The 19072-nt window shown below is 69.0% G+C and carries 20 protein-coding genes; 5 read left to right on the top strand and 15 right to left on the bottom strand.

Annotated elements, in window-relative coordinates; translation table 11 throughout:
* Positions 1–549: 549 nt before the first annotated feature.
* From MKL20_RS15055 to groES, 5 genes are all read right to left on the bottom strand, one after another.
* Positions 550–897: a hypothetical protein gene (locus MKL20_RS15055; RefSeq protein ID WP_243969836.1), complete on the bottom strand. Its 348-nt coding sequence runs from the start codon at positions 895–897 to the stop codon at positions 550–552.
* A 111-nt stretch (positions 898–1008) separates the two neighbouring features.
* Positions 1009–1245: a DUF6522 family protein gene (locus MKL20_RS15050; RefSeq protein ID WP_243969834.1), complete on the bottom strand. Its 237-nt coding sequence runs from the start codon at positions 1243–1245 to the stop codon at positions 1009–1011.
* A gap of 107 nt (positions 1246–1352) precedes the next feature.
* Complete coding sequence (locus MKL20_RS15045; protein ID WP_244037345.1) at positions 1353–1697, bottom strand: hypothetical protein; 345 nt, start codon at positions 1695–1697, stop codon at positions 1353–1355.
* Positions 1698–1843: 146 nt separating this feature from the next.
* Positions 1844–3487, bottom strand: a complete 1644-nt coding sequence (groL, locus tag MKL20_RS15040; RefSeq protein ID WP_244037344.1) for a chaperonin GroEL — start codon at positions 3485–3487, stop codon at positions 1844–1846.
* 90 nt (positions 3488–3577) lie between these two features.
* Positions 3578–3865, bottom strand: coding sequence for a co-chaperone GroES (groES, locus tag MKL20_RS15035; protein WP_007565402.1), 288 nt, complete (start codon positions 3863–3865; stop codon positions 3578–3580).
* Positions 3866–4526: 661 nt separating this feature from the next.
* On the opposite strand from groES, the gene MKL20_RS15030 reads away from it, so the two are divergent.
* A complete protein-coding gene (locus MKL20_RS15030) occupies positions 4527–4736 on the top strand; it encodes a cold-shock protein (RefSeq protein WP_007565404.1) in 210 nt (69 codons plus the stop codon).
* Between the two features lie 99 nt (positions 4737–4835).
* On the top strand, positions 4836–5198 hold the full coding sequence (locus tag MKL20_RS15025; RefSeq protein ID WP_243969827.1) for a DUF6481 family protein: 363 nt from the start codon (positions 4836–4838) through the stop codon (positions 5196–5198).
* A 214-nt stretch (positions 5199–5412) separates the two neighbouring features.
* Here the strand turns inward: MKL20_RS15025 and MKL20_RS15020 are convergent, their stop codons facing one another.
* From MKL20_RS15020 to MKL20_RS15000, 5 genes are read right to left on the bottom strand one after another with little or no spacing between them, the layout of a single operon-like run.
* A complete protein-coding gene (locus MKL20_RS15020; RefSeq protein WP_244037343.1) occupies positions 5413–6750 on the bottom strand; it encodes an LLM class flavin-dependent oxidoreductase in 1338 nt (445 codons plus the stop codon).
* A gap of 36 nt (positions 6751–6786) precedes the next feature.
* Positions 6787–7317 carry a cupin domain-containing protein gene (locus MKL20_RS15015; RefSeq protein ID WP_244037342.1) on the bottom strand — a complete coding sequence of 177 codons (531 nt, stop codon included), beginning with the start codon at positions 7315–7317 and terminating at the stop codon, positions 6787–6789.
* A 31-nt stretch (positions 7318–7348) separates the two neighbouring features.
* Entirely contained in the window at positions 7349–8287 is a 939-nt protein-coding gene (locus MKL20_RS15010; RefSeq protein WP_244037341.1) for an ABC transporter substrate-binding protein, read from the bottom strand.
* Positions 8287–9384, bottom strand: coding sequence for an LLM class flavin-dependent oxidoreductase (locus MKL20_RS15005; protein ID WP_244037340.1), 1098 nt, complete (start codon positions 9382–9384; stop codon positions 8287–8289). The genes MKL20_RS15010 and MKL20_RS15005 overlap by 1 nt, the downstream gene beginning before the upstream one ends.
* A 19-nt stretch (positions 9385–9403) precedes the next feature.
* Positions 9404–10552 carry an acyl-CoA dehydrogenase family protein gene (locus tag MKL20_RS15000; protein WP_244037339.1) on the bottom strand — a complete coding sequence of 383 codons (1149 nt, stop codon included), beginning with the start codon at positions 10550–10552 and terminating at the stop codon, positions 9404–9406.
* A gap of 410 nt (positions 10553–10962) precedes the next feature.
* Between MKL20_RS15000 and MKL20_RS14995 the strand changes: the two genes are divergently transcribed.
* Positions 10963–11856, top strand: a complete 894-nt coding sequence (locus MKL20_RS14995; RefSeq protein ID WP_244037338.1) for a TauD/TfdA dioxygenase family protein — start codon at positions 10963–10965, stop codon at positions 11854–11856.
* A gap of 93 nt (positions 11857–11949) precedes the next feature.
* On the opposite strand, the gene MKL20_RS14990 is transcribed toward MKL20_RS14995, so the two are convergent.
* The 4 genes from MKL20_RS14990 to MKL20_RS14975 all read right to left on the bottom strand — a co-directional run bounded on the left by MKL20_RS14990 (position 11950) and on the right by MKL20_RS14975 (position 16824).
* Positions 11950–13935 carry a family 2A encapsulin nanocompartment cargo protein cysteine desulfurase gene (locus MKL20_RS14990; RefSeq protein ID WP_244037337.1) on the bottom strand — a complete coding sequence of 662 codons (1986 nt, stop codon included), beginning with the start codon at positions 13933–13935 and terminating at the stop codon, positions 11950–11952.
* Positions 13922–15313 (bottom strand): family 2B encapsulin nanocompartment shell protein, encoded by a 1392-nt coding sequence (locus MKL20_RS14985; protein WP_244037336.1) that lies wholly within the window; start codon positions 15311–15313, stop codon positions 13922–13924. The genes MKL20_RS14990 and MKL20_RS14985 overlap by 14 nt, the downstream gene beginning before the upstream one ends.
* 433 nt (positions 15314–15746) lie before the next feature.
* Positions 15747–16592, bottom strand: coding sequence for a serine O-acetyltransferase (cysE, locus tag MKL20_RS14980; protein ID WP_244037335.1), 846 nt, complete (start codon positions 16590–16592; stop codon positions 15747–15749).
* Positions 16593–16632: 40 nt separating this feature from the next.
* On the bottom strand, positions 16633–16824 hold the full coding sequence (locus tag MKL20_RS14975; protein WP_243969863.1) for a hypothetical protein: 192 nt from the start codon (positions 16822–16824) through the stop codon (positions 16633–16635).
* A 322-nt stretch (positions 16825–17146) separates the two neighbouring features.
* On the opposite strand from MKL20_RS14975, the gene MKL20_RS14970 reads away from it, so the two are divergent.
* Together MKL20_RS14970 and MKL20_RS14965 are read left to right on the top strand one after the other, a co-directional pair.
* Positions 17147–17560: a YeeE/YedE family protein gene (locus tag MKL20_RS14970; protein ID WP_244037334.1), complete on the top strand. Its 414-nt coding sequence runs from the start codon at positions 17147–17149 to the stop codon at positions 17558–17560.
* Positions 17557–18015, top strand: coding sequence for a YeeE/YedE family protein (locus MKL20_RS14965; RefSeq protein ID WP_244037333.1), 459 nt, complete (start codon positions 17557–17559; stop codon positions 18013–18015). The genes MKL20_RS14970 and MKL20_RS14965 overlap by 4 nt, the downstream gene beginning before the upstream one ends.
* 30 nt (positions 18016–18045) lie before the next feature.
* Here the strand turns inward: MKL20_RS14965 and MKL20_RS14960 are convergent, their stop codons facing one another.
* Positions 18046–18903: an AraC family transcriptional regulator gene (locus tag MKL20_RS14960; protein WP_244037332.1), complete on the bottom strand. Its 858-nt coding sequence runs from the start codon at positions 18901–18903 to the stop codon at positions 18046–18048.
* Positions 18904–19072 lie beyond the last annotated feature (169 nt).

Raw genomic sequence — 19072 nt, 5'->3', positions numbered from 1 at the left:
CGACACGGCAGCAATCGGCATACCGAACCAGTACTCTCGCCTTGAACCAGACCCTACACATGGATTCCTGTAGATCTTGCTTACAGAACTAGGGCGCTCTGTCACGATTTTGTGGCACCAACAGGCCTGGAATTGTTGGGGGGCCTTTTCCTGAAGCCGGGTTCCCCTCTCCCGACCCCTGCTGACGCACGGGCCACCCTCCCCCGCAGAGGGGGGAGGGAGACGCGCTTGGGTCCGGCCGTTGCTTCCATCCGGCAACGATGTGTGAACGTCGTAGCCCACACGGGAGATGGGACCCGGAGCGGCCTGCACAACGGGACCCGTGAACACCTCAAGCCGTGCAGGAGAGAGCGCCCGCATCTCCTACGGACGATGCCGCGACGAAGTCTGCCAGGCAGACCTGTGTCAGTCGCCGGATCGCTGATCCCGGAACGTTGCCGCGCCCTGACCTTCGTAAGGGCGGCAAGGTTCTGAAGGCTCCGAGCCGGTCATCTTCGGCTCCGTTGATATTCGCTCTCTGGCGACTTGAGGCGAGCGCCGTGTCCGCGCTCAGATCCCGATGCTCGCCGCACCGGCTTCCGCGGCCTGGGTGACGGTCGCACCGTTGCGCAGCGCCATCGCGATGGCGGTGGAGGCCGTGTCGACGGCGCCCGCGCGATCCTCGCCGTAATCGTACATGCTGTTGGTCTGAGAGCCCAACCGGGCGTGGAAATTGTCCGGGAAGTTCTTGTTCATCCGCTGCTTCAGCAGGTTGGTCGCGGCATGGTAATCGCCCTCGAAACCGGCCGATTGATAAGCCGAGCCGCCATCGTAGGTCCCGCCCTCCTTGTCGGCGGCAGCTTTGCGGTTCTTGTGGTCGATCGTTTGCGAGAACAGGAGACCGATAATCTTGGCCATAAGCCATCGGAAGGCGTTCATGTCGGTCCTCGATGATAGCGACGGCGGAAGCACTTCAGGTCTGTACCACGCATTGCCCGAACGCCGCGGCTTTGTTCAGGATGCTCGGTGTCACCACCGTTCTTCTGAGATGAGCGCGCCGCTGCCGTCAAAAGTTCCCCGCCAGCCCTTGCCGTGCAGGCGGACCGTCACGCAGGTCTGATCGGTGCCGGAGCCGGCCTTGATCCGGGCCTCGACCTGACCGAGGCGCTCCTGGCGCTTGAGCACGGCCATGCTGACGCCCAGGCACGAGGCCAGTTCGCGGGGATCGACGATCCAATCGCCTTGGTGACCGAGATCGAGCCGCACGGAAGATCTTCCTTGTGCTCGGTTGCCTATACGGGCTCGGAACCGATGCTAGAGCCGCCGGCGCCCGAGGGGAAGCCGGACCCGGCCCGGGACGATCGAGGCTTGCGTCAGCGCCGGGCCGCGTGCCGGTGACGGGAGGCCCGGTGGTGATGAGCTCGTCCCGCATGGCGCCGGGCCTGGACCCGGGGCGGCGCCACCGGTGGTTGGGCGACGGGCACGCCGTCATGCTCCGCGATGACCTGGCGGGCCCGCTCGACGCTCATGTCGCAGGCGCTGGTCATGCCCTGAAGGGCGCCGAGGGCGCGATTGTATTCGGGAAGATTGGTGCAGCCGGGAACGCCCCAGGCCCACGCCGTGGCGGGGGCCACCATGAGCGTCACCAGGGCCAGCACGGCGGCGCGCGCCGTGCGGATCGAAACCCTGATCCTATCCGGATCGACACGCGCACCCATGGAAACCTCTCGACCCACTCGAAGGGTCAACCCGCAGCGGGACGCTTGGTGCGGTCACGATGGGGTTACGGGCTAGGTGCCGATCGGATCGGGATTGACGGTCCGGCGCAACGCGTCGGACCGTCGTGTCTGCGGTCGGGGAGGCTTTAGAAGTCCATGCCGCCCATGCCACCCATGCCGCCGCCGCCCGGCATGGCCGGGGCTTCCTTGCGCGGCAGCTCGGAGATCATCGCCTCGGTGGTCACCAGCAGGCCAGCGACCGAAGCCGCGCCCTGGAGCGCCGCCCGGACGACCTTGGACGGATCGACGATGCCGGCCTGGAGCATGTCGACATACTCCTCGGTCTGGGCGTTGAAGCCGTAGGTCGGCGAGGCGTTGGCCAGGATGTTGCCGACCACGATCGAGCCCTCGACGCCCGAATTGGACGCGATCTGACGGATCGGGGCCTCAAGCGCCTTCAGCACGATCTTGATGCCGGCCTGGACGTCGGGGTTTTCGTTCGAGAGACCCTGAACGGCCGCCTTGGCGCGCAGCAGCGCGGTGCCGCCGCCCGGGACGATACCCTCTTCCACCGCAGCGCGGGTGGCGTGGAGAGCGTCGTCGACGCGGTCCTTCTTCTCCTTGACCTCGACCTCGGTCGAGCCGCCGACGCGGATCACCGCGACGCCGCCCGCGAGCTTGGCCAGACGCTCCTGGAGCTTCTCACGGTCGTAGTCCGAGCTGGTCTCCTCGATCTGCGCCTTGATCTGCGAGATCCGGCCCTCGATGTCCGACTTCTCGCCGATGCCGTCGATGATCGTGGTGGTCTCCTTCTCGATCCGCACGCGCTTGGCGCGGCCGAGCATGTCGAGCGTGACGTTCTCGAGCTTGATGCCGAGATCCTCGGCGATCATCTGACCCTTGGTCAGGATCGCGATGTCCTCGAGCATCGCCTTGCGGCGATCGCCGAAGCCCGGCGCCTTCACGGCCGCGACCTTCAGGCCGCCGCGCAGCTTGTTCACCACGAGGGTGGCGAGCGCCTCGCCCTCGATGTCCTCGGCGATGATCAGCAGCGGCTTGCCGGTCTGGACCACGGCCTCAAGGACAGGGAGCATGGCTTGAAGAGAAGACAGCTTCTTCTCGTGGATCAGGATGTACGGATCCTCGAGATCGGCGACCATCTTCTCCGCGTTGGTGATGAAGTACGGGGAGAGGTAGCCGCGATCGAACTGCATGCCCTCGACGACGTCGAGCTCGGTCTCGGCGGTCTTGGCCTCCTCGACCGTGATCACGCCCTCGTTGCCGACCTTCTGCATCGCGTGGGCGATCATCTCGCCGATCTCCTTGTCGCCGTTGGCGGAGATCGTGCCGACCTGGGCGATCTCCTCCGAGGAGGCGACCTTGCGGGAGCGCTCGCTGATGTCCTTCACGACCGCGGCGACCGCGAGGTCGATGCCGCGCTTCAGGTCCATCGGGTTCATGCCGGCGGCGACGTACTTGACGCCCTCGCGGACGATGGAGGCGGCCAGCACGGTGGCGGTGGTGGTGCCGTCACCGGCGATGTCGCTCGACTTCGAGGCTACTTCGCGCACCATCTGGGCGCCCATGTTCTCGAACTTGTCGGCGAGCTCGATCTCCTTGGCGACGGTGACGCCGTCCTTGGTGATCCGCGGGGCGCCGAAGCTCTTCTCGATCACGACGTTGCGGCCCTTGGGACCGAGCGTGACCTTCACAGCGCTGGCGAGCAGCTCGACGCCGCGCAGCATCTTCTCACGGGCATCGACGGAAAAACGAACGTCTTTGGCTGACATGGACAATCTCTTCTGTTGTCGTTCGGCCCCGAGGCGCGCCGGTGCGGGCGCATCGAAGGGCTTGAGGAGCGTTGGTCTGGGTGGACGCCCTTAGGCGACGACGCCCATGATGTCGGATTCCTTCATGATCAGGAGGTCCTGACCGTCGATCTTGACCTCGGTGCCGGACCACTTGCCGAACAGCACGCGATCGCCGGGCTTCACCTCCAGCGGATTGATCTTGCCGGCCTCGTCCCGGGCGCCGGGACCGACGGCGACGACCTCACCCTCCTGCGGCTTCTCCTTGACCGTATCGGGGATGATGATCCCACCCTTGGTCTTCTCCTCGCCCTCGATGCGGCGGAGCACCACGCGGTCGTGCAGCGGGCGAAACTTCATGTTTGGCATCCTGTTCGTCCCGCCTGTGGGCCTCGCGTCGACATGACGGAGCCCATGCGGGAAAGGCGGCGGCGGACCGAATCGTCCGCGCCGGGTCGGCCGCTGTCTTAGCACTCAATGCGCAAGAGTGCTAACGCGTCTCACGGTCGATGGGCCGCAGAGGGGATTTTTCGGGACAGGTCCGTCGTGTTTGGACCGACCGCGATTCGAAGGTGGTCGCTCCAACGCTTCGACCCGGATACTCACCTTGGACCTGGCATCCGTCCGGGCGGGACGCCGCGGCTAGCAGCGTCAGTATCCACTTTTATACACCAGACTAGCATCACGAAAAACCGCGCCTCAGCGGCGACCGGCATCGAATGTCTCGCCCGGCGCGTTTCACGATTGTGATTATCTCGCCGATGCGCTAGAGAACATAAATCGATCTTTGGCCAGATATTCGGCCGTCTCGCCTCAACAGGGCGAGCGCTCTGCATCTCTCCCAGTTTCGACGACCATGGATGGGCGCATGCTCAGGCACGCGCTTGCCCTCTTCGATCGTCTAGAGCTTGCCGCCTCTACAGTGCAGATGCGGCTTGATCTGGATCTTTGTTACAGCACGGTGATTTCGGCGGTCCGGATTCCGGTTTGCGCATCGTGCTCTGAAGCAGTTGGAATATTTATGAGCATCGGCACCGTTAAGTGGTTCAACGAGACCAAGGGCTTCGGCTTCATCCAGCCTGACGACGGCGGCAAGGACGTGTTCGTGCACATCTCGGCTGTCGAGCGCGCCGGCATGCGCAACCTGATCGAGGGTCAGAAGCTCTCCTACGAGCTGGAAACCGACCGTCGCAGCGGCAAGCAGTCCGCCGGCAGCCTCCAGGCCGCCTGAACCGCGCGCCTCTTTCGAGGATGCGTTTCGAAGCCGTTCCCTGTGTGGAGCGGCTTCTTCTGTTTCTGACACCCGCGCTGCGGCGCCCGAGGAGTGTACGTGGGTCAATTCAAAGAAACGCAGCTTTCCGATCGTCTCGAGGCCGGTGCGAAGGCCAAGGAGGAGCGGCTGGCTCAGTTCCGTGCACGCCCCCCGGCGGATGACCCGGCCGTCCTCGCCCGGCAGGCCGAGCGCCAGGCCGTTGTCGAGGCCCGCGAGGTGCGGGTGAGCGAGCGGGAAACGGCCCGCGCCGCCGCCGAGGCGATCCGCACCGCGGAAGAACTCGCGGAGCAGGAGCGCGCGGCGGCCGAGATCGTCCGTCAGGCCGCCGAGAAGGTCGAGCGGCAGGCCGCTTTGGCCGCCGAGCAGAAGGCGACCCGCGACGCCCGCTTCGCCGCCCGCAAGGCCAAGGTAAAGCGGTAACGCATCGTCCCGAAACCTGTCTGTCCCACCCTCTCCCTCATCCTGAGGTGGCGACGCACAGCGGCGCCCTCGAAGGAGCCCTCCAGGGATCGCAGGGGTCTCTGGAGGGCTCCTTCGAGGCCCAGCGATCTTGGATCGCCGGGCGCCTCAGGATGAGGGGGTTGGGTTGGATGACCCTCCAGGCGGCCCGCGCCGACAGGCCGTTCGTTTTCTTTTACGCGCCCTCCGGCGGAAAAAACCGGTTCGGCGGGCGCGGCAGGCCGAGATGGTCGCGTAGGGTCGTGCCGGCATAGTCGCGCCGGAACAGGCCGCGCCGCTGCAGTTCCGGCACCAGCCGGTCGACCACGTCGTCGAGCCCTTCGGGCACGAACGGGAACATCACGTTGAAGCCGTCGCAGCCGCGACCCTCCAGCCATTCCTCCATCCGGTCGGCGACCTGCGCGGGCGTCCCCACGAAATGGAGCCCGGCATAGGCGCCGACCTTGCGGGCGAGGTCGCGCACGGTGGCGCCGGTGCGGCGGGCGTAGTCGAGGAGTTGCGCCTGGCTGCTCTTGCTGGCGTTGGTCTCGGGGATCTCCGGCAGGGGCGCGTCGAGATCGAAGCCCGAGGCGTCGACCCCGAGCCGCACCGACAGGTTGGCGAGGCCACTGTCGGGATGGACCAGATCGTCGAGGCGCGCCCGCTTGGCCTGCGCCTCGGCCTCGGTCTCGCCCAGGATCACCAGGGCGCCGGGCAGGATTTTCAGGTGATCGGGATCCCGCCCCAGGGCCGGCATCCGGCCCTTCACGTCGGCGTAGTAGGCCTGCGCGGCCTCCAGAGTGGGGCTGGCGCCGAACACCATCTCGGCGGTGGCGGCCGCGATCTGCTTTCCGGCCTCGGAGGCGCCGGCCTGGACGATCACCGGCCAGCCCTGCACCGGCCGGGCGATGTTGAGCGGTCCCTTCACCTTCAGGAACTCGCCCGTGTGGTCGAGGACGTGGAGCTTGTCCGGATCGAAGAACAGGCCGCTCTCCGGATCCATCAGGAAGGCGTCGTCGGCCCAGGAATCCCACAGGCCGGTGACCACGTCGTAGAACTCGCGCGCCCGGGCGTAGCGCACGGCGTGGTCGAGATGCGCGTCGCGGCCGAAGTTCAGCGCCTCGTCCGGGTTGCCCGAGGTGACGAGGTTCCAGCCGGCCCGGCCCTTCGAGATGTGGTCGAGGGAGGCGAACTTCCGGGCCACATGGTAGGGCTCGTTGTAGGTGGTCGACGCCGTGGCGATCAGCCCGATCCGCGACGTGAGCGCGGCGAGCGCCGGCAGCAGCGTCAGCGGATCGAACGAGGTCACGGTGGCCGAGCGGCGGAGCGCCGCCACCGGCATGTTCATCACCGCCAGATGGTCGGCCATGAAGAAGGCGTCGAACTTCGCCGCCTCCAGCCGCCGGGCGAACTGCGTCAGGTGCTCGAAGTTGAAGTTCGCGTCCGGGTAGCCGCCGGGATAGCGCCACCAGGCCGTGTGGATCCCCACCGGGCGCATGAACGCGCCGAGATGCAGCTGGCGGTCTCGACTCATGGCTCTGCCCGATTCATGGCTGCGCTCCGCAGGTGCTCACGGGTGCTTGTGGATCGGGTCGACCCAGTGGACGGATTCGGGCCGCTCCACCGGCTCGACATCGGGGATGTTGACCACCACGGCCTCGTTGTCCGAGCGCACCAGCACGCAATGCAGGGGCTCGTCCGTGGAGGCGTTGATCTCCTGGTGCGGCACGAAAGGCGGCACGAAGATGAAATCCCCCGGCCCGGCCTCGGCCACATATTCGAGCCGCTCGCCCCAGCGCATCCGGGCGCGGCCTGAGACCACGTAGATCACGCTCTCCAGGGCGCCGTGGTGGTGCACGCCGGTCTTGGCGTCGGGCTGGATCGCCACCGTGCCGGCCCAGATCTTCTGGGCGCCGACCCGGGCGGCGTTGACCGCCGCCTGCCGGAACATGCCGGGGGTCTGCGCGGTGTTGCTGTCGAGCTGGTCGCCCGGGATCACGCGCACGCCGTCATGCTTCCAGCGCGGCGCCTCGGATGCCCCCTCCCCTGCCCCGTGATCGTGATCATGGTCGTGGGTATGGCCGTCGCCGGTGTCGTGCATCGTCAGGACCTCTGATCCGGGGGACCGCCCATCATTGCACCGCCGTGAGGGCTTCGGAAAACCCCGTGTCGAAGATCGCAGCCGCCTGCGGGGCGCGCGCCTTCGGGATCAGGCCGGCGCGGACGTAGAGATCGATGGTGCGCTGCTCGTCGGCGATCACGTCGGCGTCGATCGGCACGGTCCGGTAGCCGGCCCGGCTGAACCAGCGCAAAGGCACCGCCTCCGGCAGCCCGATCAGCTTCGACCAGACCTTTGCGTAGGGCGCCGGGTCCTTGAGCGCCCAGGCCCGGGCCTTCGCAAGGCGCGCGGCGAAATCGGCGAGCAGGGGCCGCTTGTCCGTCAGGGCGCTGTCGCGCGCCACCGCGAAGGTGAGGCCGGGGGTGATGCCGTTGCCGTCCCGGACCACCCGGACCAGGCCGGCGACTTCCGCCGCCGAGGTGTAGGGCTCCCAGGTCGCCCAGGCATCGACGGCCCCGGAGGCGAGGGCGATCTTGGCATCGGCCGGCGGCAGGAAGCTGAACACGACGCTGTCGAAGGGCAGCCCCGCCTCCTCCAGGGCGGCCAGCACCACCTGGTGGCCGATGGAGCCGCGGTTGGTGGCGATGCGCTTGCCCTTGAGATCCGCCACGCTGCGGATCGGCGAATCCGGCGTCACCAGGATCACCAGCCCGTCCTGCCGGTTGCGGAACGCCATGAACGCCTTCACCGGCACCCCGGCGGCGGCCGCGAAGGTGAAGGGCGCGTCGCCGACGCCGCCCGCATCGATCGCCCCGGCGTTCAACGCCTCAAGCAAGGGGGCTGCCGCCGGGAACTCGCTCCACTCGAGCCGGTAGGACAGGCCGTCGAGGACGCCCGCCGCCTCCATCAGGGCGCGGGCATTGCCGCGCTGGTCGCCCATCCGCAGCACGTCTTCCGCCCGGGCCGGCCCGACGGCCAGCAGGGCGAGAACCCAAAACAACGCGGCGCGCATCAGGCGGCCTCAGAAGCGCGGCCGCGGGCCGCAAGCGCCGCCTTGAAGGCCGGCAGCAGGTCCCGGCCGTACTGGATGGCGTCCTCCAGCGGATCGAAGCCGCGGATCAGGAAGGTGCGCACCCCGAGGTCGTGATAGTCGAGCAGCGCGTCGGCCACCTGCTCGGGCGTCCCGACCAGGGCGGTGGAATTGCCCGCCGCCCCGGTCTCGGCCGCGATGGCGGTGAACAGCCGCTTGTCGAGGCGCGAGCCGGCGGCGGCGGCCGCCAGCAGCCGGCGCGAGCCCTCGTTCTGCGGCGCGGCGGCCGCGCCGAGGCCCCTGGCCGCCCGGGCGGCGCGGGTCCGGGCCAGGATGTCTTCCGCCCTTGCCCAGGCCCGCTCCTCGGTCTCGGCCAGGATCGGCCGGACCGACAGGCTGAAGCGGGGCTTGCGCCCATGCGGCGCGGCGGCGTCCCGGACCTGCCCGATCAACTCCCGGACCTGGGCCTGGGTCTCGCCCCACAGGGCGTAGGTGTCGGCGTGGCGGCCGGCCACCGCCAGAGCCGCCGGCGAGGCGCCACCGAAATAGACCGGGATGGCGTCGACCGGCTTCACCTCGGAGAAGCCGCGCTCCACCCGGTAGAACGTGCCCGCGTAGTCGAACGGCGCGATGGCGGTCCAGCTCTGGCGGGCGATGTCCAGGAATTCCTGGGTGCGGGCGTAGCGCTCATCCTTGGTCAGGTGATCGCCGTCCTGGGCAAGCTCCCGGTCGTCGCCGCCGCTGATGACGTGGATCGCGACCCGGCCGCCGGTGAGCTGGTCCAGCGTCGCGAATTGCCGGGCTGCCACGGTCGGCGCCGTGAAGCCGGTGCGGTGGGCGATCATCAGCCCGAGCCGCTCGGTGACCGCGGCGACCTGGGCGGCGAGCAGCAGGGCATCCGGCGACGTCGCATGGAACGCCACCAGCACCCGGTCGAACCCGCCCCATTCATGCGCTTGCGCCAGGAGCTTCAGGTAGTCCCGGTCGATGGACGGACCCTCGGCCGGGTGGATCTCGGAGCTGTGGCGGGGGGCGACGAAGCCGATGAACTCGACGGCCTCCGGGGGCAGCAGGCTCATGAAAGATCTCCGTGTCGGATTATCGGGCGTCGAGGGTGGCCTTGCCGGCGGCGACCCGCACCGCGTCAGCCTGCGGCCAGTGGATGCGCGCGCACAGGACGTCGCGCAGGTGCCGCTCCAGCGGGTTCGCCCGCGTCAGCGCGGCGTTGCCGCAGAGCTCCACGGCGCGCTGGACCACGGCGATCGCGTTCTCGGTGGCGGTGAGCTTCACGAAGCCGGCCTCCTGCGGCAGCGGCGGCCGGCCCGCATCGACCTCGTCCGCCAGCCCGGCGACCAGGCGGGCATTGACGGCGAGCAGGCGCTCGTTCTCGCCGACCGCCTCCTGGAAGCGCGGCAGGCTGGCGAGCGGGGCCCCGAGGCTACCGGGCTTGCGCTCACGTAGGTAGCCGACGAACCAATCCTGCGCGGCGCCGGCCACGCCGTCGTAGAGGGCGGCCAGGAGGGTGCAGCTCCAGGCCTGCTGGACCGGATCCGGCCGCTGCCAGCCCTCCGGCGGGCGCAGATCGACGGCGTAGGCGGCCGGGATCGGCACCGCCTCGAAGACCACGTCGTGACTCGCCGAAGAGCGCAGGCCGAGATGGTCCCAGGTCTCTTCGATGCGAAGGCCGTTCGCAGCGAAGGGCACCAGCACGTTGCCGATCCGCGGGTTCTCTTCGTCGGTTCGGACGAAGACGACCCCGTAGGCGAGCCCCGGCGCGCCGGTGGAGTAGATCTTTCGCCCGGTGATGCGCCAGAGATCACCGTCGCGCCGGGCGATGGTCTCGGGCACCCCGCCCCGCGACGGCGTCCCCAGTTCCGGCTCGACCCGTAGGGCGTTGATCAGCGCCCCCGTCTCCACGGCCGCCCTGCCGACCGCGTCGGCGACGGCGCGCGGCCAAGCCGAGTCCGCCCGGTGGATCACAGCGTGCTGGAGATACTGCATCGCCAGCACCAGGGCGGTCGCCGGACAGCCGGCCCCGAGGGTGCGGACCACCGCGGCGGCCCGGGCCAGCCCGGCCCCGCCGCCGCCCAGCCGCCGCGGTACGGTGAGCGCCAGGAGCCCGGCCTCGCGCAGCGCCGCAATGTTGTCGTGCGGGAAGGTGCCGGCCCGGTCATGCCCGGCCGCGCGGCCCGCAAAGGTCTCGGCCAGGCTGCGGACGATGTCGGGCGGCGGGACGGCGACAGTCATGGCGGGCAAACGAGGCGCATTTGGGGGGCTGCGAGAATTGCCGCGATCGTCCGCCCGGAGCCGGACAGCGTCAACGAAAGCGTTTTTCGAAAATTGCGGGGGCGACAGATGAAGACTTCGCCGCAAGCGGCGGAATACGAGAAGGACATGACTGTCGGCTCGCGAATCGCGAGCGATCTCTCTTTTCGAGCCGAAGGATGTCTCGCAGCGGACCGCGGGCCAGCATCCTCCCGGCCCCATCAAGCAAGCGAACGTCCTTTTCCGGATGGCCGAAAGTTGAGAACGCGCTTTCGTTGACTTGGCCGCACCGCGCTTGAATCCTGATGCGCCCATTTGGCGATGGATCAGCGGCCGAATGCGCGCCTGCTGCCGGCCCGCCCGATGCGGGACCAGACGACAGGACGGATCCGATGACCCAGCTCCACACCGTTGCCGAGTCCTGGCTGCCGCCTGCGCCGCCCCGCGCGGACCTGTCGGTCACGCCGCTGGGCGTGCATGTCGGCGCCGAGATCGCCGGCCTCGACCTCGCCGTCCCCCTGGACGACGAAACGCGCGACACCATCGCGGCGGCCCTGGCCCAATACGGCGTGGTGTTCTTCCGCGGCCAGAACCTGACCCCGGAGCAGCACATCGCGCTGGCCGAGCGGTTCGGGCGGATCGACGTGAACCGGTTCTTCAAGGCGGTGGACGGCTATCCGGAGATCGCCGAGGTGCGCAAGGAGGCGCATCAGGCGGCCAATATCGGCGGCCAATGGCACACCGACCATTCCTACGATGCCGAGCCCGCCAAGGGCTCGATCCTGTACGCCCGGGCGGTGCCGCGGGTCGGCGGAGACACCCTGTTCGCCAGCATGTACACGGCCTACGACGCCCTCTCCGACGGGCTGAAGGCGACGCTGGCCTCCTTACGAGCGGTGCATTCGAGCCGCCACGTCTTCGGGGCGGCCAGCCGCGCGCTGGCGAGCAGCGATCTCAAGGGCCGCATCCTGAACCCGGAGGCCGCCACCCAGGACGCCGTGCACCCGGTGGTGATCACGCATCCGGATTCCGGCCGCAAGGCGCTCTACGTGAACCCGAACTTCACCCTGCGGATCGAGGGCTGGACCGAGGCCGAATCCGCCGCGCTGCTCGGCTACCTGTACGAGCATGCGAGGCGGCCCGAATTCGCCTACCGGTTCCAATGGCGCGTGGGCTCGCTCGCCTTCTGGGACAACCGCGCGACCTGGCACCTCGCCCTCAACGACTATCACGGCGAGCGCCGGCTGATGCACCGGATCACCATCGCGGGCGAGGCGCTGAACTGAGGCCTACACCAGAGGCTAGAACACAAAAAACCGGCCGGACCTTTCGGGGTCCGGCCGGTCTTCGTGTTGGAACATGCCCCGTCGCGGTCCGGCTCAGTGCCGCGGCAGGGTGTGGAGCGCCTTCAGGAACACGTCGACGTCGGACTTGGTGTTGTAGAAGGCCAGCGACGCCCGCACCGACTGGTCGACCCCGAACCGGCGCAGGGCCGGCAGGGCGCAGTGATGGCCCGAGCGCACCGCGATGCCGTGCGCGTCGAGGTGGTGGGCCACCGCCTCGTTCTCCTGTCCCTCGATCACGAAGGACATCACGCTCGCCTTCTCGCGGGCCGTGCCGATCAGGCGCAGGCCCTTCACCTCGGCGAGACCGCCCTGCGCATACTCCAGCAGGTCGTGCTCGTAGGCGGCGATCGCCGGCAGGCCGATGCTCTCCAGATAGTCGAGCGCCGCGCCGAGGCCGACCGCACCCGCGATGTCCGGCGTGCCCGCCTCGAACTTCTCCGGAGCGCCCTTGTAGACGGTCCGGGTGAAGGTGACGTCCTCGATCATGTGCCCGCCGCCCTGCCAGGGCGGCATCGCCGCGAGCAGATGCGTCTTGCCGTAGAGCGCCCCCACCCCGGTCGGCCCGAACACCTTGTGGCCGGAGAAGACCAGGAAGTCGGCGTCGAGGGACTGCACGTCGAGCGGCATGTGCGGCGAGGATTGCGCCGCATCGACCAGCACCGGCACCCCGTAGGCGTGGGCGAGCGCGATGATCTCCCGCACCGGATTCACGGTGCCGAGCGCGTTCGCCACATGAGTGATCGAGACGATCTTCGTGCGGCCCGAGAGCAGGGCCGCATATTGCTCGAAGATGATCTCGCCCCGGTCGTTGACCGGGATCACCCGCAGCGTCGCCCCGGTCGCCTGGGCCAGCAGCTGCCACGGCACGATGTTGGCGTGGTGCTCGATGGTCGAGACGATGATCTCGTCGCCCGCGCCGATATTGGCCCGGCCGTAGGAATTGGCGACGAGGTTGATCGCCTCCGTGGTGCCGCGCAGGAAGACGATGTCGTCCTTCGACGGTGCATTGAGGAAGCGGCGCACCGCCTCGCGGCCGCCCTCGAACAGGTCCGTGGAGCGCGCCGCCAGGGTGTGGGCGGCCCGGTGGATGTTCGAGTTGTGCCGCCCGTAGAACTCGGAGGTCGCGTCGATCACGGCCTGCGGCTTATGGGTGGTGGCGGCGTTGTCGAGCCAGACCAGCGGGTGGCCGTTGACGCTCTGGTGCAGGGCCGGAAAATCCCGGCGGACATGCTCCACGTCGAACGGCGCCGCCGCCGGGCTCGACCCCTGGGCGTTGAGCCGCGGGGCGGGACCCGGATAGCGGGCGGGCTCGACCCGGGGGCTCGCCGGCGCCTTGCGGGCCGGGCCGGGGCCGGCATTCAGGAAGTAGTAGTCGGACACCGGAGCCTCCGGCGCCCGGGACAGGTGCCCGGTCCGCGCGAAGCTCTCCTGGGCGACGTCGCCGCCCGGCCGGGACGGGTCGGCCGGCACCAGCTGGGGAGCGACCGCATGCGCGAAGGCATTGGCGCGGGGGTGATCCCCGGCGACCTGGCGGTGCAGGTCGGAACCGCCCGGAAAGGCCACCGGCGCACTCGGAAACCCGAAATCCGGCAGGACCGGGCGCGGGCTCGCCGGATGGACCGGCGGGATCGCGGCGGTGTCGAAGAAGGCCGGGCTCGCCGGGGCGAGGTTCGGCACTGTCGGGCCGCTGAGGCCCGGCACGCCGAGGGCGGGCCCGCCGAACGAGCGGGCCGCCAGCGCCGAGGCGTCCGGTTGCAGGCCGGAGGGTTGCCCCCCGGTCGGCACCGAGGGGACACCCGTGGCCGCGCTCGGGAACGGGGCGCCGCCCGGTCCCTGAGGCAGGCCTTCGAGGGCCTGCGGGACCTGGGGTCCCGCGGGCAGCGTCGGGGCGAGGGGCTGGCTCGCGGCCTGCCCCTGCTGGTAGATCTCACGGGCGAGGCGCCCGATGAGATCCGAGTGGGCGAGCTCGGCCGGGCTCGCCTCCGGTCGACCGAAGGCCAGTCCCTCAGGCATAGTCATGGTAGTTGCCGAGGAGGACGTTATCGAGGCGGGCGATCGCGTCCTCGACCAGCACGGCGGCCGAGAAGTAGCGGGTCACCAGGTGCGAGGCGATCGAGTGGTCGTTGGTGCCCGCGTAGCGCACCGACAGGCCGGGCTCGATCTCGCCGGTCACGCCGGTCTTCTGCAGGCCGACCACGCCCTGCTCGCCCTCGCCGACGCGCAGCAGCAGGATCGAGGTGGTCTCGGCACCGGTCACCGGATCGATGTCGATCGGCAGCTTGTCGCTCGGCACCAGCGGGACGCCGCGCCAGGTGATGAACGGCGCGCCGAACAGATGGACGACGACCGGCGGCACGCCGCGGCGGGTGGCCTCACGGCCGAAGGCCGCGATGGCGCGCGGATGCGCGACGAAGAAGGCTGGCTTCTTCCAGACCAGGGTCAGCAGCTCGTCGAGATCGTCCGGGGTGGGCGGGCCGCCGCGGGTGGGGATGCGCTGGCGCGGGCCGACCTCGTTCAGCAGGCCGAACTGCGAGTTGTTGAGCAGCTCCCATTCCTCGCGCTCCTTCACCGCGTCGACGGTGAGGCGGATCTGCTCGCGGAGCTGGTCGATCTCGTTCGAGTAGAGGTCGGTGACGCGAGTATGGGTGTTGAGGATCGTCTGGATTGTCGAGAGGTGATACTCGCGCGGGTGGGATTCGTAGTCGACGAAGGTGGTCGGCAGGCGCGGCTCGCCGGTATGGACCGCCAGCAGCTCGATGCCCTGCTCGCCATGGGAGCTGGTATGGCCCTTCAGCCGCTCCTGCTCGTCGCGGTACTGTGCGATCTTGGCGCGGATCTCGTCGTTCTCGAGGGCGTCCGGATCGAGGGTCAGCAGGGTGACCGCCGAGAGCGCCTTGACGGCCGGGGCGGGCGCGCCGGCGCCGAGGAGGTCGCCGTCGCCGAAATAGTCGCCGCGGGTGGCCAGGCCCTGGCGCAGGCGGCCCTTGTACGGGCCCGAGAAGGTCAGCTCGACCGTGCCGTCAGCGACGACGGTCAGGCTGCGGGCGCCGGCGCCCTCCTCGTGGATGATCTTGCCGGCTTTGTGCTTGCTCTCGGTGAAGCGCTCGGCGATCTTTGCCAGCTCCGCATCGCCCAGACGGCTGAACAGCGGCACCGCCCGCAGGGAGGCGGAGCGGATCGCCCGATCCTTGTTCTCGGTGACGAAATCGACGCGGCCGGGGCGGGCCAGGACGACGGCACGCCGGTTGACGCGGTAGACGCCGCCGGCGACATCCACGAAGGGCAGGAGCCGAAGGAGCCAGCGCGGCGTGTTGGCCGCGTTCTGGACCGACGTGACGGTGGCTGTCGCAAGATTGCGTGCCGCCGTGGCGCTCACGCTCAGACCCGGTCCACTCATCGTGTGTCCTCTTTCTTTTCGATTACAGGCGCGCCGCATCGGCCCGCGACTCGGCGGGCCGCCACGCAGCAATGCGGGCCGGGCGCAAGGTGAGATGGATGCCGGCAGGACCGAATGGCCGCGCCGTTCTTCATGGGATCCGCTTTGTCGTGCAGCCGCAAAGTCGTCGGCCAGCGCGACACTGCTCACCGCTTCGGTGAACCAGCACAGCCAAGGTAGGCTTTGATTCTGCGCTAGGTCAACGAAACGATTTTTCTTATTTATCGGCGTTTCGTGGAAGGCCTCGCTCTAAAACGCAGATATCGTAGAACGAAGCCGGCGCAATGCCCTATCATGAGAGAATGGACTTCTAATCAAATCGCCAATCCCTGCGTATCGGCAACGCTAGACTCGAAGAAAAATTTTCCTTGCTTGGATCAGATTCCGGCTTGGATCAGATCCCGTCCCCGAAGCCGAAGGACTGGTCCATGCTCCGCGCCGGCTGTTCCTCGTCCGCGGCGAGGCGCGACACCACCCGGGCCGGCACGCCCGCCACGGTGGTGTGGGGCGGCACGTCGTGCAGCACGACGGCGGCGGCGGCGACCTTGGCCCCCTCGCCGACCCGGATATTGCCCAGCACCTTGGCCCCGACGCTGAGCAGGACCCCGCGCTCGACCTTCGGGTGCCGGTCGCCGCTCTCCTTGCCGTTGCCGCCCAGCGTCACCGACTGGAGGATCGACACGTCGTCGGCCACCACCGCGGTCTCGCCGATGACGACCCCGGTGGCGTGGTCGATGAACACCCCGGAGCCGATCCGGGCGGCCGGGTGGATGTCGCAACCGAACACCTCCGAGATGCGGCTCTGGACATGCAGGCTCAGCGTCGCCCGGCCCTGGTGCCAGAGCCAGTGGGCGACCCGGTAGGCTTCGAGGGCGGCCAAGCCCTTGTAGAACAGGAACGGGTCGAGGTAGCGCCGGCAGGTCGGATCGCGCTCGCGGATGGCGATCAGGTCGCGCGCCGCGTTCGCCCCGGCATGGGGATCGGCCTCGAAGGCGGACAGGCAGAGGTCGCGCATCGACAGCCGCGCGAGGTCGCCGTCGCCCAGGCGGTGGGCGAGGCGGTACGCGAAGGCCTGGGCGAGGCTGCGCTGGTCCAGGATCGTCGCCTGGACGATCCCGGCATAGAGCGGCTCCTCGACCAGGACGGCCTCGGCCTCGGCGCGGAGTTCGGCCCACAGGTCGCCCTCGTCGGTGCCGCGGCTGGTGGCGCGCGGCGACGGGATTGCGGCTGAGGACGTCACGTCCGGCGGACCCGGCGACGGATCCCGATCGTGGGCGTCATCACTGCACCAGCTGAAACAGGTCGGCGAGGTAGCGTTCCAGCGTCTCGTGGCCCTCGAACTTCACGTCGACCGTGGCCGAATGGCCGTGCTGCTGGTGGATGCCGACGATCCGCCCCCTGGCGTGGCGCCAGATCCCTAAAATCTCCGCGAGGTCGAGCCGTTGGAACACCACCTGATCACCTTGCGCCATCGTCGCTGAACCTTTCGCGCTGTCGTCCCTGCGAGAGCCGATCGTGCCGGCCTGATTCCGGTGTCCGAAGGCGGCTCGGCGAGCCGCCGAGCCCTCCCAAGAAAGCCCTTCCGTTTGCTCGGCACCGGAGGAGAAGGTTTCGTTCGCGGATTGCTCCAGAAAGAGCATGATCTTCACTAAGCCACTGAACTTGCTCGATAATTGCTGGTTCAACGGCGTTTGGCATGGCTTGTTCCCGAAAGCCCCGAGGGCTAACCCGATGGCGGGGGGCCGCCGGAGCGGCCTTCCGAGTCGCGCTACGAGACCACGACACGGGACCTCCATGAGCACCTATCTTCCGCCGCTCGCGGGCGGCCTGCTGATCGGCCTGTCCGCCGCCATGCTCCTGCTGCTGAACGGCCGGATCGCCGGGATCAGCGGCCTGGTCGCCGGGCTCGGCCGGCCGGGGGGCGCGCGCTGGCTCGCCGACGCCGCCTTCCTGCTCGGTCTGGTGCTCGGGCCGCCGGCCTTCGCGCTGCTGGCCGGACACTGGCCGGAGATGCGGATCGCCGCGGGCCTGCCGGTCCTGGCGCTCGCCGGCCTGCTGGTCGGGTTCGGCACCCGGCTCGGCTCCGGCTGCACCTCCGGGCACGGGGTGTGCGGGCTCGCCCGGCTGTCGCCGCGCTCGATCGCGGCGGTGCTGGTCTTCCTCGCCACCGGCATGCTGACGGTGGCCGCGGTCCGGGTGCTCGCATGAGCGCGCGCCTACGCATCCTGGCGGCTTTGGCCGCCGGCCTCACCTTCGGGCTCGGCCTGGCGCTCTCGGGCATGCTCAACCCGGCCCGGGTTCGCGGCTTCCTCGACGTGGCCGGCGCCTGGGATCCCAGCCTGGTCTTCGTCCTCGGGGGCGCCGTCACGGTGTCGGGGCTCGGTTTCCTCCTGAGCCGGCGCCTCCCCGGCCCGGTGCTGGAGACCCGGTTCGACCTGCCGACCCGGCGCCGGATCGATGCGCCCCTGATCCTCGGCGCCGCCCTGTTCGGGATCGGCTGGGGCCTCTCGGGCTTCTGCCCCGGCCCCGCGGTGGCGGCCCTGTCCACGGGGGCGGTCCCGGTCCTGGTTTTCGTCGTGGCGATGCTGATCGGCATGGCGCTCCACGGCCTGCTTCCGGCCGCACCGGCGGGAAGCCGGCGGGGCGTCAGCCCCCCGGCCTGACCGGCGCCTCGCTGCCCTTTGATGCGCCCCTCAGAGGCTTTCGATCCATCTCCGCCTGACCGAGACGGAGTCGGACATCCAGGCCGTGACGATCCGGCGTGGGGCGTCGCTGAGAATGAAGCCGAACCGGCGCTTGAAAGCGCGTCGGAAGGTCCGCTCATCCGAGAAGCCGACCGTGTCGGCGATCCGGAATATCCGGGCCGGCCCCGCCCCCTCCTTGATCAGCAGGCGCATGGCGTACATCAGGCGGCGGTCGCGGATGTAGGAGATGATGCCGTTTGGTGCGAACTGCCGGTACAGGGTCGAGCGCGACAGGCCGAGCCGCTCGGCGATCAGCGCCGGCGTGAGCTTCGGGTTGCCGAGTTCCGCCTCGATGAACCGGCGGACCCGGATCCGCACGTCCGGGTTCGGGGAGGCACTTCCGTCGTCCTGGCCACGCAACCAAGTCGCGCAGCGTTGGATGATCGCCGACGAGGCCGACAGGGCCTCGCGCCGGTCCAAAAGGTCGCCGCAGGCCACGACGTTGGCGACGAAATTATGGACCAGGCGCCCGAACGGGTCGCCATCGTGGTCGAGGGGGCGGCCGTGCAGGGCATCCGGGCGGCAGCCCTGCTTCTCCAGCAAGACGCGCGGAATCAGCACGTTGGTCGCATCGACGGCATCCGCGACGATGCGCACGGGCTGGGCCAAGTCGAAGACGATGCACTGGACCTCGGTGACCGGCCGGGTGCTGCGGTCGGTCTCGACGAGGCTCTGCCCCCGCTGGTAGAATTGCAGAAGGATGTGATCGATCCCCTGCCGGCGGATCGTTTCCTCCGACCGTTCGAGGATGTGCGCCGGCGCGACCACGTCGCCGACGATCATTTCGCCGAGGTGATAGCTCCGCATCGCGATCGGGACGCTGAGGTCGGTCTCCGGCCCAGGCTGTGTGAAAACGCGCTGATCTGTTAGTGTAAATCCTGATCTTGGGAGGTCGGGATGAAGCGTTTCATTGCAGGCGAGGATCGTCAGCAGATCACACTGCTTCCCGACTGTCTGGACGACTACATCACTGCGG

This window comes from Methylobacterium sp. E-066 (assembly GCF_022829635.1).
Lineage (GTDB): Bacteria > Pseudomonadota > Alphaproteobacteria > Rhizobiales > Beijerinckiaceae > Methylobacterium.
This window is presented reverse-complemented; position numbering and strand designations above follow the sequence as displayed.

Excerpts from the sequence above, each read along its gene's own strand:
- MKL20_RS15055 (WP_243969836.1), bottom strand. The coding sequence starts at position 897 with ATGGCCAAGATTATCGGTCTCCTGTTCTCGCAAACGATCGACCACAAG.
- MKL20_RS15045 (WP_244037345.1), bottom strand. The coding sequence starts at position 1,697 with ATGGGTGCGCGTGTCGATCCGGATAGGATCAGGGTTTCGATCCGCACG.
- groL (WP_244037344.1), bottom strand. The coding sequence starts at position 3,487 with ATGTCAGCCAAAGACGTTCGTTTTTCCGTCGATGCCCGTGAGAAGATG.
- groES (WP_007565402.1), bottom strand. The coding sequence starts at position 3,865 with ATGAAGTTTCGCCCGCTGCACGACCGCGTGGTGCTCCGCCGCATCGAG.
- MKL20_RS15030 (WP_007565404.1), top strand. The coding sequence starts at position 4,527 with ATGAGCATCGGCACCGTTAAGTGGTTCAACGAGACCAAGGGCTTCGGC.
- MKL20_RS15020 (WP_244037343.1), bottom strand. The coding sequence starts at position 6,750 with ATGAGTCGAGACCGCCAGCTGCATCTCGGCGCGTTCATGCGCCCGGTG.
- MKL20_RS15015 (WP_244037342.1), bottom strand. The coding sequence starts at position 7,317 with ATGCACGACACCGGCGACGGCCATACCCACGACCATGATCACGATCAC.
- MKL20_RS15010 (WP_244037341.1), bottom strand. The coding sequence starts at position 8,287 with ATGCGCGCCGCGTTGTTTTGGGTTCTCGCCCTGCTGGCCGTCGGGCCG.
- MKL20_RS15005 (WP_244037340.1), bottom strand. The coding sequence starts at position 9,384 with ATGAGCCTGCTGCCCCCGGAGGCCGTCGAGTTCATCGGCTTCGTCGCC.
- MKL20_RS15000 (WP_244037339.1), bottom strand. The coding sequence starts at position 10,552 with ATGACTGTCGCCGTCCCGCCGCCCGACATCGTCCGCAGCCTGGCCGAG.
- MKL20_RS14995 (WP_244037338.1), top strand. The coding sequence starts at position 10,963 with ATGACCCAGCTCCACACCGTTGCCGAGTCCTGGCTGCCGCCTGCGCCG.
- MKL20_RS14990 (WP_244037337.1), bottom strand. The coding sequence starts at position 13,935 with ATGACTATGCCTGAGGGACTGGCCTTCGGTCGACCGGAGGCGAGCCCG.
- MKL20_RS14985 (WP_244037336.1), bottom strand. The coding sequence starts at position 15,313 with ATGAGTGGACCGGGTCTGAGCGTGAGCGCCACGGCGGCACGCAATCTT.
- MKL20_RS14975 (WP_243969863.1), bottom strand. The coding sequence starts at position 16,824 with ATGGCGCAAGGTGATCAGGTGGTGTTCCAACGGCTCGACCTCGCGGAG.
- MKL20_RS14970 (WP_244037334.1), top strand. The coding sequence starts at position 17,147 with ATGAGCACCTATCTTCCGCCGCTCGCGGGCGGCCTGCTGATCGGCCTG.
- MKL20_RS14965 (WP_244037333.1), top strand. The coding sequence starts at position 17,557 with ATGAGCGCGCGCCTACGCATCCTGGCGGCTTTGGCCGCCGGCCTCACC.
- MKL20_RS14960 (WP_244037332.1), bottom strand. The coding sequence starts at position 18,903 with ATGCGGAGCTATCACCTCGGCGAAATGATCGTCGGCGACGTGGTCGCG.